Source organism: Maribacter sp. MAR_2009_72, from assembly GCF_007827235.1.
GTDB classification, from domain to species: Bacteria; Bacteroidota; Bacteroidia; order Flavobacteriales; family Flavobacteriaceae; genus Maribacter; species Maribacter sedimenticola.
Window position 1 is genome coordinate 2,604,547 of record NZ_VISB01000001.1, and the last position, 13,109, is coordinate 2,617,655.

General features: G+C 37.4%; 10 protein-coding genes. 5 read left to right on the plus strand and 5 right to left on the minus strand.

The genetic code is table 11. The features are described 5' to 3' along the window. Window positions 1-170: 170 nt before the first annotated feature. The 5 genes from JM81_RS10950 to JM81_RS10970 form a co-directional block, all read right to left on the minus strand. Window positions 171-620: a YcxB family protein gene (locus JM81_RS10950; protein WP_144803329.1), complete on the minus strand. Its 450-nt coding sequence runs from the start codon at window positions 618-620 to the stop codon at window positions 171-173. A gap of 416 nt (window positions 621-1,036) precedes the next feature. Then, entirely contained in the window at window positions 1,037-1,630 is a 594-nt protein-coding gene (locus tag JM81_RS10955) for a sulfite oxidase heme-binding subunit YedZ (RefSeq protein ID WP_144803332.1), read from the minus strand. A 41-nt stretch (window positions 1,631-1,671) separates the two neighbouring features. Continuing rightward, window positions 1,672-2,970, minus strand: a complete 1,299-nt coding sequence (locus tag JM81_RS10960; RefSeq protein ID WP_144803335.1) for an MFS transporter — start codon at window positions 2,968-2,970, stop codon at window positions 1,672-1,674. Between the two features lie 24 nt (window positions 2,971-2,994). Continuing rightward, window positions 2,995-3,972 carry a PDR/VanB family oxidoreductase gene (locus JM81_RS10965; RefSeq protein ID WP_144803337.1) on the minus strand — a complete coding sequence of 326 codons (978 nt, stop codon included), beginning with the start codon at window positions 3,970-3,972 and terminating at the stop codon, window positions 2,995-2,997. Further along, the gene (locus JM81_RS10970; protein ID WP_222430301.1) at window positions 3,972-5,033 is read right to left on the minus strand and encodes an aromatic ring-hydroxylating dioxygenase subunit alpha; all 1,062 of its coding nucleotides are present in this window, start codon (window positions 5,031-5,033) and stop codon (window positions 3,972-3,974) included. The genes JM81_RS10965 and JM81_RS10970 overlap by 1 nt, the downstream gene beginning before the upstream one ends. Window positions 5,034-5,251: 218 nt before the next feature. On the opposite strand from JM81_RS10970, the gene JM81_RS10975 reads away from it, so the two are divergent. The 5 genes from JM81_RS10975 to JM81_RS10995 all read left to right on the plus strand — a co-directional run bounded on the left by JM81_RS10975 (window position 5,252) and on the right by JM81_RS10995 (window position 13,098). Continuing rightward, the gene (locus JM81_RS10975) at window positions 5,252-6,010 is read left to right on the plus strand and encodes a cyclase family protein (RefSeq protein ID WP_144803340.1); all 759 of its coding nucleotides are present in this window, start codon (window positions 5,252-5,254) and stop codon (window positions 6,008-6,010) included. 26 nt (window positions 6,011-6,036) lie between these two features. Then, window positions 6,037-6,942, plus strand: a complete 906-nt coding sequence (locus JM81_RS10980) for a helix-turn-helix domain-containing protein (RefSeq protein WP_186435564.1) — start codon at window positions 6,037-6,039, stop codon at window positions 6,940-6,942. Window positions 6,943-7,232: 290 nt separating this feature from the next. Then, window positions 7,233-10,115, plus strand: a complete 2,883-nt coding sequence (locus JM81_RS10985; RefSeq protein ID WP_144803346.1) for a TonB-dependent receptor domain-containing protein — start codon at window positions 7,233-7,235, stop codon at window positions 10,113-10,115. A 145-nt stretch (window positions 10,116-10,260) separates the two neighbouring features. Further along, complete coding sequence (locus tag JM81_RS10990; protein WP_144803349.1) at window positions 10,261-11,886, plus strand: arylsulfatase; 1,626 nt, start codon at window positions 10,261-10,263, stop codon at window positions 11,884-11,886. A gap of 12 nt (window positions 11,887-11,898) precedes the next feature. Further along, window positions 11,899-13,098, plus strand: coding sequence for an MFS transporter (locus tag JM81_RS10995; RefSeq protein ID WP_144803352.1), 1,200 nt, complete (start codon window positions 11,899-11,901; stop codon window positions 13,096-13,098). Window positions 13,099-13,109: the final 11 nt, after the last annotated feature.

Here is a 13,109-nt window from a genome sequence, read left to right on the forward strand (position 1 = left end):
CGTTACAGGCAATTCCAATTTTAAAGCAGTAGCAGTGGTTACGCATTAGTATTCCCTCGAAAGATAAAAATTCTTACAAGAAGAGTAGTACGGTTTTCCGTAAAAGTTGGTTGTTGGTTGTTTGTTGTTTGTTGTTTGTTGTTAGATTCTATGGGGTAATTGGGAGTCTTTTATATTTTGGTTTCAAAAAACGCTATTTCCTCTTGTGTTAGCTCATCTTTTGCTAAAGCAATTACAAATTGCTGTCGTTGGTTTACCACCAAAACAAACCTATCTTTTGTAGCACTTATTTTCTTGATCCAATTCCAATCCTTGGTTTCTACCAAGTCTTTATTCCTATGCCTAATTGCTATCTTTTCTTCAGAAAATGTTACCTCTGCATCAAATTCCATTTTTTCCCCTTGAACTTTAGCGGCCATAATCATTATTGGAAATACGATCAGCATCAAACCAAAAAAATAGATCAGAAATGAGGTGATGAAATTATACTGTTTTATGGGTACCACAACAGCAATCATTAGGGTTGCCAAAAGGTAGCTCCACACACTTTTTTTAAAGAAGAAATACATTTTTCCACTCATGATATGCTTAAAATTGGATACTACACTCTTCGTTACCATATTACACCTGTCCTTTTTTAGTTTTTTCTATATACGCCACATAATGTTATAACCCTATGTAGCACTTTTGGTTACATACCGCTACTAAAAAGTAACGATACGATTTATATAATGTTGTTTTCTGCATTAAAACCCAGCGCATAGAAAAGGCTATTGAAATTATGTAAAGAAATGATTGCTGTCGTGGTGGGTTTACTACAGCTAAAATTATTGTTCCGGAATTGGTATTTAGGGCAGTGTAAATACAATACACCAAAGAGAGTATTCAGTCATCAGGTTTACCATTCACTGGAGTTTTAATTCAAGGATAAGAGTATTCCCCTTGACTAGCAAAATTTGGAAGTTCAATTTTACAGATTTTAAAATGAAAATTAAAGCATAATTCAACAGAGACAGAAACCTAAAAAGTTTGCTGATTACTTTGAAAACTTCTGCTTATAAACCCTGTACAACTGTAAAAGCATTACAGGTACAAAATGAGCCAAAGCTCCGGCCATACTACCTTCTTCTCCTTGTAGCCCAAGAAGTGCCCAATGAGCGAAAGCCATAACAGCAGCCAAATACACCCATTGTTGTAATTTTTTCCAATTGTGCCCCATTCGTTTGACTGCTGCATTGGTACTCGTCATAGCTAAAGGAATAAACACGAAAAAAGCAATCCACCCCGTAAGTATTGATAGCTCTATTGATTCATTTACTATTTTAGAAATTGGAAATTCAAGTACATAAAGAATGGTATGGAGTAAGGTATAGGCAAATGCCGCAACACCAAAAAAGCGTCTATTTCTTAATAACCATTGCGCTACTTTCGTTTTAGGGAACATTAAACGTATTGGCGTTGCAATAAGACTTATAATCAACATACGCGCAGCAAATTCTCCGGTAATATGCATGATGTCTTCATACTTAAATTGTCCTTTTGCGTAATTCAAGGTCATCATAACACCCGGTATGGCCAATAGAAGCCAAAGCATATATTTTCCTGTGAGAAGTGATTTCAAATTGTTCATTGTTGATCGTTTTGAGTAATACTTGTTTATGCTCTGTTTTTCTAAGAAATTTCCTTTGATGAAATAAAATAAGTAACTACCCCTGCCAAAAGCGCAGGAACGGCAAAAATCATAAAATTGGCGGACATAGAAAGCCCCATACCTACGAGTACACCACCTAGTGCAGGACCTAATACACCACCTAACCTACCGGCACCAATGGCCCAACCCACTCCTGTAGTTCTAAATTCTGTGGGATACATACGGGCAGCTACGGCATACAGCCCAACAAAACCACCTTGAAGGGCAAAACCTAGCAAACCAAAAACTATAAGCACAAAATCTGACCCTATAAACACACTGAATATAGCCATCAAGACAGCAGTAACGACCAAGAATATGGCAATGGTTTTTTTTAGTCCAATTTTAGATGAAATGTACCCTTGAATAACACAACCAAAAAACGCACCTACATTAAATACCGTGCCAGAATAGATGGCTAATTCCATTGAAAGACCCGCGTTAGAGGCCAATTTGGGAATCCAACTGATGAGAAAATAGAGACAACCAAATGCAAAAAACAAGGCTATCCATAGTTGAATCGTAGATAGTTTATAGTGTTTTGATAATAATTGATTTACCGGAATACCTAAAGATTTTATACGTTTTTCCGGAAGAGTTGAAATTTCTTGGATAGCTAATTTCCTTAAAATACGATTTACTTTTTCAAGTGCCCGCTTAGGTTGTTTTTTAAGATAATATTCAATGGATTCCGACAGAAATAAAAATATTAAGGGAATGGTTATGAACGAAGCAAAACCGGCAAGTTTAAACATCATTTGCCACCCACTTGATGGCACAACGGATGCAGCAACATATCCAGCTATTACCGCTCCAATAGGATAACCGGCCAATACGAAACTCACCCAAAAGTCCTTTGACCTGTTAGGCGTATACTCTGCCGTTAATGCTGCAGTACTGGCAAGCATACTTCCAATACCTAAACCACTAACAAAACGAAGAAAAATTAATTGTGGAACCGTATTCGTAAAGCTAGTTAAATAGATACTTATGCTTATTAAAAAAGCACTGATTAAAATCATTTTCTTGCGGCCTATTTTATCCGCATATGGCGCCAATAGCAATGCCCCCAATGCCATTCCTGCAAGACCCGCACTAAATACCATACCTAAGGCTTCTGGACCAATGGCCCAAGATTTAGCAATTGCAGGGGCACAATATGAAATGACCAGCACATCCATACCATCTAAAATGTTCATTAAAAAACATATGAAAATAGTAGCGTATTGTAACTTAGAAATGGCACGCTCATCTAACTGCAGGGAAATTGGTTTAGACATTTTATTAGGTATTAGACGTTGTAACTATCCCCTATAAGCAGTGTCTATGGTAATATTACCATTGGCAACCCTGCTTACACAGGCACACATTTTTTTATTTTCACCTTTTTCTTCGTCGCTGAAAAAGAAATCGCGATGATCAATATCGCCAGAATAATCGAGAATATCTAATTGACAAAGTCCGCACTCCCCTTTTTTACAATCATACATAACATCAATTTTTGCATCAAGCAAAGCAGACAATAAGGTTTGATTTTCATTTACCTGTACTTCTCTATTAAACCTCGGTATCTTTACGGTGTATGCCTGGGGAGCAAACAAACCCGAAGCCCCAAAAGTCTCGAACCGTAAATTTTGATAGTTGAACGGTCCATTTTCCCACGTCTTTCGAACTGCATTCATTAAGCCAATGGGTCCACATAAGTATACTTGCGTTTCAATATCGCAAAGATTTAAAATTTTTGACGTATCAAAAAAACCATCAATATCACTATAATGCACCGTTAACCGTTGTCCCAATACCTTTTGTAATACTTCTATATAAGGCATTTCTTGGGCAGACCTGCCCAAATACAACATGCGTACATTCTTGTCAGTTTTTGCTATCAACTCTTCTGCCATCCCTAGAATGGGCGTAATTCCAATACCTCCTGCAATAAGTAGATAATTTGACGTATTAAAACCAAGTTCAAAATGATTGGTGGGTTGTGAAATGCGCAACTTGCTACCTTCTTTTAATCCCCACATATATTTGGACCCGCCACGGCTTGCGGTCAAACGTTTTACCGCTATGGTATAGGGTTTATTTGGAACGTACCGCCCAACCAAAGAGTAGCTCCTGATTTCTGGCAAGTCATTGATCAAAACAGCAATATCTAAATGTGAGCCCACTGTAAAGGCCGCTGTATCACCTGCAGGGATAATTTGAATTTGCATTACATTTTCCGCAACTTTTTCCACTTTACCCACCACGGCATCTTCCCAAGTATTCCTATATCTCATTAGTCCTTCTTTTCTTTTGCTACCATATTATCCGTAATTCTTCTTGCCCACATAGCACCTGCATCAATATTCAAATTATAAAATTCACGATCCGGGTTTTCGTTGATTGCCTTTTGTTGTGCCTCTAAAATATCCTCATCCTGAGAAAAAATATGGGCGACCCCATTTTTAAGTTCTGTGGTATTACTTTGATCCTTTAAGTTATAATTTCTGCTAAAGGCCCAGAAATAAAGACAGGTCTGGTTCGTAGATGGTGTTATGGTATTTAATACGTAGCCATTGACCCCTTTAGACCTATCACCTTCTTGAGCACCTGTATTGGCTATAGCTACGCCAACATCTATATTTACGGTACAGGGAGCTTCAAATTTTATGATCTGCCAGCGATCTACGGTACCATCATGGTCAAATACTTTATTCAATTGCCCTTTCCAAAATGGTGGTGGCTGTATATCTTTCATCCAACGGGTAACGGTCGCTGTTTTCTCATCATAGTGCACATCAAACGGTGCTTCGGCTACATTACGATCGCCAATAGTTTCTGAATGTACAAAGGTTTCATGGGTTAGATCCATCAAATTATCTACCACCAACCTGTAATTACAGTACACTTTGATCATTTGTCCGTCACCTGCCCAGTCCGGATCATCGTTCCAGTGCATATCCGGAATTTTTGATTCATCGGCCAATGCCGGGTTGCCCATCCATACCCAAATAAAACGATATTTCTGAATTACAGGATATGAGCGTACACAGGCAGATGGGTTTATGGTTTCTTGCGATGGCATATACGAACAACGCCCATCACTGTTATATTCCAAACCGTGATAGCCACAAACAACCGTATCATCCCTTAAACTACCTTTGGACAAGGGCAATAGTCTATGCCAGCAAGCATCCTCCAAAGCTATTGGCGTTCCATCTTTTTTTCGATATAATACCAAAGGCTTATTACAAATTGTACGTGGTAGTAATTTATACTTTAGTTCTACATCCCAAGCAACGGCATACCAAGCGTTCATGGGGAAAGATTCGTTCATGGTAAAAGTATGTGTAGACATGATGTTATTTTATAGGATTATCAGCTAAACCTTATGATTTAGAATACAATTTGACACATTTTAAATAAATTTCACAATAAAGGATTGATATTGAATATATTTAGCGTACAAATGATTCAATTTTATTAATTCTTTTTATCAACTTTACAAAAGTATCCTACAAAAAATAGGATTTATTTATAAAGCTCATACTAAAAATGTATTATTACCAATAGAATATGAAGATAATTGACTTATCCGTAACCATTTCAGACAAAGTAAAAGAGCCTTTCCCTACCGCCATTAATTATGAAGACCACAAAGAAGGGGCCAAAACCATGGGTAAAATTTTATTCGACGGTTTAGGTAATGTATTCCCAGATGGAAATGGCCCTGCCGGAGAATTTTTAACGGTAAATAGTCATGCGGGGACTCATGTTGATGCTCCCTACCATTATTACCCAACCTGTAATGGCGAACCATCAAGAACAATTGATGAAATGCCCCTGGATTGGTTTTTTAGAGATGGAGTTGTGTTGGACTTTACGGATAAGCCCGCCGGTTATATGTTTGAACCAAACGATTTAAAAGAGAAATTAGCCGCCATTAAATACACCTTAAAACCTTACGATATTGTTTTAATACGTTGTGATGCTTCTAAACATTTACATGAAGAAGATTTTACCAGCAGGCATGTTGGTGCTTCTGCAAAAGCAACCCATTGGCTAATAGACCAAGGTATTAAGGTAATGGGTACAGACGGATGGAGTTGGGACATTCCTCTACACCTACAAGCTAAGGATTACAGATCAAATCCTAGACCAGGAATCATTTGGCAAGCACATTACGTAGGTATTGAAAAAGAATACTGCCAAATAGAAAAATTGGCTAACTTGGATAAACTTCCCCCTTTTGGATTTAAAGTGGCCTGTTTTCCGGCAAAAATTGAAAAAGCCAGCGCAGGATGGACCAGAGCTGTTGCTATTTTAGAAGAGTAATCTGTAGTATTTATTTGTTAGTATTCATGGGAAACGAAAAGAACATACCAACGTTAAGTTCATATGAAATATCTAATTTTCATATGCATTCTATTGATTGGTTGCCCATAATTTCCAACACAAGACATGATGATTTCCATATTAATAGGATTGATGATATAAGTGACAAGAAACGTTTTCATGTACTACCGCATCGTAAAACTTTTCACGATTTCTTTTTTTTAACCAAAGGAACCTCTAGAAGAAGTAAGGGTTTAAATAGTTATGAAATTAAGGCTCCTGCTATTTTCTTTTTACCCGCATACCAAATTACGGAGCATGATATGATCAGTGAAGATGCCCAAGGTTTTTACTGCCATTTTCATGAACGTATCCTTGATATATTCCCAAAAGGAATTTTGACCGAACGCTTTGTGTTTTTTCAATACCAGTCTAATCCTATAGTCCAATTAAATACAAGAACACAGGAAATTATTGCCACTATTTTAGAGCGGTTATTCACTATTTATAGAGGAGAGAGTTCTAGTAAAAACTTGATTTCCTTATACTTAATGACAATTTTTGAGGAACTTAAATCTGAAATGCCAGAGGTAAGAACCAAAAATAGAAAATCTAATTTTGAAATTACAAAACGGTACAAACATGCACTTGCAAAACATATTTATGATTATCAAAATATAACCGACTATGCAGATTTATTGAATGTTACACCAAACTACCTTAATAAGTGTGTTAAAACCGCAATTGACAAAACGGCACAAGACCTACTAAAAGAAATGCTTATTCTAGAAGCAAAAACATTAATCAAGCATTCGGAGCTTAATGTTTCGGAAATTGCTGTAAAACTTTGTAATCAAACCCCAAGTAACTTCGCCCGTTTTTTTAAAAAACAAACCGGCCTTTCACCAAAAGAATACGCACAAACCAACTAGTGTATTCCATTTTAAATTGCCCTTTATTCCCATTTTAATTTTTGCCACTTTCCGGTATCGATTCTGCTAAATGATTTTGTAGAAAAATTATATCTATTTGGATTGTGTTTAATTAAGCCCTAAATTAAAAAAACATCAAAAAGAATTGATTTTGAATAGTATAGTTCTTTTTTTGATTCACAATTACCATTATTATATTGGAAATTTGGAGACATCATTTTTGATATATTAATAAAATATAAATATTAAAATGATAAATATCATTTTTTATCCAACTTAAACTAACTTAAATGAAAAATCACGCTAGACTATTTTTAACTTGTTTAGGATTCTTATTGATTGGTTTTACCCAAGCACAAACGGGTGAAATTTCTGGTCAAGTACAGGACGAAGCTGGTGCCGTTTTACCCGGCGCCTCTGTTTTGATTGAAGGCACAAAAAATGGCACAATGACAGATTTTGACGGAAAATTCACCCTTAGTGGTTTGGATTCTGGAGAATATCAATTAATTGTTTCCTACGTTGGATTTTCAAGACAAAAAATTACGGTATCCGTACCTCAATCCCAACCATTGTCCGTTACGTTAAGTGAAGATGCCACGCAATTGGATGATGTGGTCGTTACTGGGGTTTTTGATGCCCGAAGCAAGATGGAAGCCTCTGTGGCGATTACAACTATCGGTGCCAAACAATTGGCAAGAGTTGCACCTACAAGTTCAGCGGATTTATTGAAAAATATACCGGGGGTATTTGTAAACCAAGCAAGGGGAGAAATTTGGAACTCGGTATACTCCAGAGGTCTTTCTGCAAATTCTATAGATAATATTAATGGGTATAGATATGTGTCCTTACAAGAAGATGGTTTACCCGTAACAAATGTTGAATTATACCCTGATTTATTTTTAAGGGCTGATGCAATGACGGCACGTGTAGAGGCTGTTAGAGGTGGTACCGCATCTATTTTGGGCGCTAATGCTCCAGGTGGCATTTTTAATTACGTATCTAAAACAGGAGGTAATGAATTTGCTGGTGAAGTACGTGCCAAATATGGTCTTGAAGGCAATGGAAAAAACCCATATTACAGAGCGGATTTTAATATTGGCGGACCCATGAGTAATGGGTGGACGTATAATGTGGGTGGTTTCTTCCGCCAGTCGGACGGAGCTAGAGACCGTGGTTACCCTATTAATAAAGGTGGCCAGATTAGAGCAAATCTTGTAAAAAAATATAATACAGGCTCTTTTAAATTAAACCTTAAATATCTAAATGATAAAAATGATAGAATGGCATTTATACCTTCTACAAATTGGGAAGATCCACAAATAGCAAATGGGTTTTCTAAATATGATTCCTATGGGCTTTATGACTTCTCTATGGACATTCCATTCAATGAAGAAGGTACAAGAACCCTTAATTCAACAGATTTATTACATAATAGAGACGCCTCTATTGGTTTTAACTGGGTTCAAGATTTAGGTAATGGTTTTTCTTTCAAAAATGATTTTAAATATTCCAGAAAAGATGATGAACGAAATGCAACTGCTGTAGTTACGCCTATTAGCACCACTGAAATTTTGTTTTATGCCATCCCCGGCCACTTTGCCCCAGGTGCACCACATAGAACTGGAACATATCGTTTTGCAGACCCAAGAACAGGTCAAGAGTTTGGTACCGTAGAAATGATACCTAATGTAGGACCTGGATCCGTACCTGGACCGCCGGTATTTCTTGTGCCAGGCGAAAATAATAATTTCCCTGGATCCAATATACAACCAAATTCACTATTGTTCATGCCATTTTTCTATACAGACATTGATAGAAATGAAATTGCAAATCAATTCACACTTACTAAGAAAACTGAAAAAAGTACGTTCAACTTAGGTAGCTTTTATAGTCGTTCCACGCTAGATATTACCAATTACAATAAAGGTATGGGTCTAAGTGGTGGATTAATCCAAGATCGTCCTGTGCCAGCACAGATTACTTTAGATGCCAATGATGGCAATACCTATGAAATAACAAGCCCTGAAGGATTTATGAATGTAGGATGGACTGGTTCTAACGATAGTGAAACCACTCAAGGGGTGTTTGCACTTTTCTTTGGTCACAATTGGAAAATAACGCCAGAGCTTACCTTGGACTATGGTATGCGTTACGAAAATATTAGCTCTGAAGGGTTTAATACCATTGGGGTTGCAAATCCACGATATAACGACCCATCTTTTGGTGGACGAGATGGCAACCCTTTAACGATTTGGGATAATGGTGGTGGAACCGAAGGTCCTCCAATTAACTATGATTATGACTTAAGTAGCTTTTCATACACGGCTGGACTTAACTACAAATTCAGTGATCAACAAGCTATATACACACGTTTTGCACGTGGTAATAAGGCACCGGCAACCTCATTCTACTTAGACTTGAACAATAATGATTTGGTAAACACACTAAATGAAAGTGAAACCCTTTTGGAAGAAATCACCCAATTTGAAATCGGTTATAAAGTAAATACGGAAAAATTGAAATTAGTGGCTACACCCTTTTATAGCAACATGAAAAATGTGCCTAACATTCAAACATTTTCTACGGAAACAAGAACCAATTACTCTCCGCCATATCAGTTTAACGAGTATTCTACAATAGGTTTTGAATTGGAAACCACCATTAATCTTACAGATAAATGGATGATCAGAAGTAATGCCGTAATACAAAATGCTAAAGCGGACAAGTATACCGCTTGGGCAGAGGGTGAGGATGGAGCTGGTGATGACACTATTATTGATTTTTCAGGAAATGAGGCAGATAATAGTGCTAACCTCATATTTAATATTAACCCCATTTACAATGCCGAAAAATTTTACGGATCATTAAATTACAGCTATATGGGCGAAAGACAGGCAAATGTGCCCAATGCCTTTGTATTACCTGCTTTTGGCACTGTAGATTTAGCCTTCGGTTATGATTTTTCAAAAAGCTTCGGTCTACAGCTGAACATTAATAATGTGTTAGATAAATACGGAATTTTAGGATGGCAAGGACCAGGTGGTTTTCCGCAAGCCTTAAATCGTGATGGTTTTTCGCAAGACTTTATTGCCAACAATCCCAATGCCACATTCTCAACACAGGGTAGCATGCCAAGAGCTTATTTCTTAACGGCCACTTATAGATTCTAATTTTTGTTTTTGTTTATTGAATAAGTGTTTAACGCTAAGGATATTGAATTTCAAATTCTATATCCTTAGTTTCTTTCAAAAGACAAACCCCATTTTATATTTTACTAACTAAAAATGAGTGCTTTATAATTTTAAAAATTGTTTTATGAGAATACTGATTTTAGGAGTTTTTACCCTTTTCTGTCTTAGTTGCAAAGACGCCGCTATAAACAAAAAAGAGGATCACCAGCCAGAAAAAAAACCGAACATTGTTTTAATCTTGGCAGATGATATGGGCTTTTCTGATTTGGGAAACTATGGATCAGAAATAAATACGCCAAGTCTTGACCGTCTTGCCTCTGAAGGAACACGGTTAACGCGCTTTTACACCAATACCATTTGCGCGCCTTCACGTACTAGTTTACTTACTGGACAATATCCACACAAAGCAGGTATGGGTTTCTTTAATGAAGATTTTGGGGTAAAAGGTTATGAAGGTTATATTAATAAAGAATCATTGACCCTGGGCGAGGTATTTAAAGAAGGTGGCTATTCCACCTATATGGCCGGTAAATGGCACGTAGGTAATGAGAGACCACATTGGCCATTACAGCGTGGTTTTGATAATTTCTTTGGGTTTTTGGATGGTGGCGCCAGTTATTTTGATACTAAGCCTTTGCTAAAAGGCCCACCATCAACAGCATTCTTGTATGAAGGCAATGAGGTTTATACTATAGAAAAGGACGATTTTTACTTAACCGATGAACTCACTACAAGAGCCATTGATTTTGTAAAGAACAATCCAGCAGAAAAACCATTTCTACTTTATATGGCCTATAATTCTCCGCATTGGCCTTTACATGCAAAACCGGAAGATATTGCCAAGTATAAAGGAAAATATGATGCAGGTTGGGATGAACTACGTAAACTCCGTTTTGAGAACATCAAAAAACTAGGACTTGCTAATGAAGACTGGAATCTCTTTAAAGATAAATTGTTACCACCTTGGGACAGTTTAACTGAAAAAGAAAAAAGCGAATGGACTTTGAAAATGGAAGTTTATGCCGCTATGGTAGACAATTTGGACCAAAATATAGGAAAACTACTGAATTATTTAGGTACAACTGGTCAATTGGATAATACGGTAGTTGTTTTTCTTTCTGACAATGGCGCTGAAAATATGGATGTTGGTAAAATGCCTTTTACGGTTAAACGAAATGAAGGCCCTGTGGGTACTGCGGGTTCAATGGAATCGTATTCCAAAAAATGGGCTCAGGTATCTAACAGTCCATTAAGAAGTTATAAATCATCTCCTTATGAAGGGGGCCTAGCAACACCCTTTATTATACGTTATCCAAATCAAAAAGAAACGGGAAAGGTAATGAAAGGTGGTAGCCACGTGGTAGATATCATGCCCACTTTATTAGATATCGCCGGTATTGAATATCCTGAAACCTACAATGGCATTAAAGCTAACGCCCTAGCCGGTGAAAGTTTTCTGCCTTTATTACAAGGTGAAGATTGGAACAGGGAACAACCCATTTGTTTTGAATGGTTTGGAGACCGTGCAGTTTGGTTGGGCGATTTAAAGGGTGTTCATCAGTACCAAAAAGAGTGGGAACTGTATGACCTTTCTACCGATAGAACAGAATCTAATGATATTGCTGCTTCCAAACCAGAAGTCATTGCTGAAATGGATTCGATTTATAACGTTTGGGCAAATACAAATGGAGTTGTCGAATGGTCAGATGAGATGGGTAAAAAAACACAGTTTAGAAAATCTCCACATTAAATAATTAGAGCTATGAAAAAATTCTTCTCCTACGAGAATGGTATCGTTGGCCTTATGGCCTTGACGTTTGGCGTCCTGTTTTTTGACCGGTTAGCACTTAACTATTTGGTGCCCTACGTCGCAAAAGACCTCAACTTAAACAACACCCAAATTGGCTTGTTAGCTGCAGGTTTGTCATTGGCCTGGGCCTTTTCCAGTTATTTTACTACAGCTTGGTCAGAGGCTAAAAACAAGAACAAGATTACCTTTATTTTATCTATCGTAATTTTTTCGGTATGCTCCTTTGGTTCAGGTATGGCGATTGGTTTTGGCACCTTATTGGTGGCCCGCTTAGTGATGGGTTTGGCGGAAGGCCCGGTTATTCCTTTGGCTCAGATATTTGTAGAACGGGAATCTTCTCCAAGCAGGCTAGGTATTAATGTTGGTATTGTACAGGCTGTGGGCGGTGCTCTGTTCGGTTCTATACTGGCTCCGGTCATACTGATACAGATAGCCGAAAATATGGGTTGGCGAACGGCATTTTATATTGCCGGTGTACCAGGACTTTTCATGGGGGTGTTAGCTGCTATTTATCTTAAAAATTCTACAACAGAAAGTAGAGGCATCAAAGAAAAAAATGGGTTTAACATAAAGGAATTATGGCAATATAATAATATTAAATGGGGTACTCCACTTGCTTGCTGTGTTTTTGGTTGGTGGTTTGCTACAATACCTTTTATCACCAAATACTTTACCGATGTTCAGGGAATGGATGCTGGTACTATGCAGAAAACCATGGGATTACTAGGACTTTCTATGCTCTTATCATCTTTGTTTTTTCCAGGGATCTCAGATAAAATAGGCAGAAAAAAAGCTTTATTAATCGCTTTATGCTTAGGAATTGTTTATCCCTTTGCAGTCTACTTCTTAAACGGCACAGGTATTCATTTACCAGCCATGTTTATTACCTATGCTATGGTGGGGACTATTCCCCTCGTTGCAGCCATAGTACCTTCAGAAGCAGTGCCAAATCGTTTAAAGGCCAAGGCCGTTGGTTTTGTTACTGCAGTAGCGGAAATTGTCGGAGGCGTTTTAATACCTGCAATTGCGGGTGGATTATCAGACGTTATAAACGAATCTGCGTTTTTATGGGTAGCCACAGTATTGGCTGTCCTATCCTTATTTTTCTTATCCAAATTGGAAGAAACGAAAGGAAAAGAAATTATTGAATAACTAGCAATTAG

Excerpts from the sequence above, each read along its gene's own strand:
- JM81_RS10950 (WP_144803329.1), bottom strand. The coding sequence starts at position 620 with ATGGTAACGAAGAGTGTAGTATCCAATTTTAAGCATATCATGAGTGGA.
- JM81_RS10955 (WP_144803332.1), bottom strand. The coding sequence starts at position 1,630 with ATGAACAATTTGAAATCACTTCTCACAGGAAAATATATGCTTTGGCTT.
- JM81_RS10960 (WP_144803335.1), bottom strand. The coding sequence starts at position 2,970 with ATGTCTAAACCAATTTCCCTGCAGTTAGATGAGCGTGCCATTTCTAAG.
- JM81_RS10965 (WP_144803337.1), bottom strand. The coding sequence starts at position 3,972 with ATGAGATATAGGAATACTTGGGAAGATGCCGTGGTGGGTAAAGTGGAA.
- JM81_RS10970 (WP_222430301.1), bottom strand. The coding sequence starts at position 5,033 with ATGTCTACACATACTTTTACCATGAACGAATCTTTCCCCATGAACGCT.
- JM81_RS10975 (WP_144803340.1), top strand. The coding sequence starts at position 5,252 with ATGAAGATAATTGACTTATCCGTAACCATTTCAGACAAAGTAAAAGAG.
- JM81_RS10980 (WP_186435564.1), top strand. The coding sequence starts at position 6,037 with ATGGGAAACGAAAAGAACATACCAACGTTAAGTTCATATGAAATATCT.
- JM81_RS10985 (WP_144803346.1), top strand. The coding sequence starts at position 7,233 with ATGAAAAATCACGCTAGACTATTTTTAACTTGTTTAGGATTCTTATTG.
- JM81_RS10990 (WP_144803349.1), top strand. The coding sequence starts at position 10,261 with ATGAGAATACTGATTTTAGGAGTTTTTACCCTTTTCTGTCTTAGTTGC.
- JM81_RS10995 (WP_144803352.1), top strand. The coding sequence starts at position 11,899 with ATGAAAAAATTCTTCTCCTACGAGAATGGTATCGTTGGCCTTATGGCC.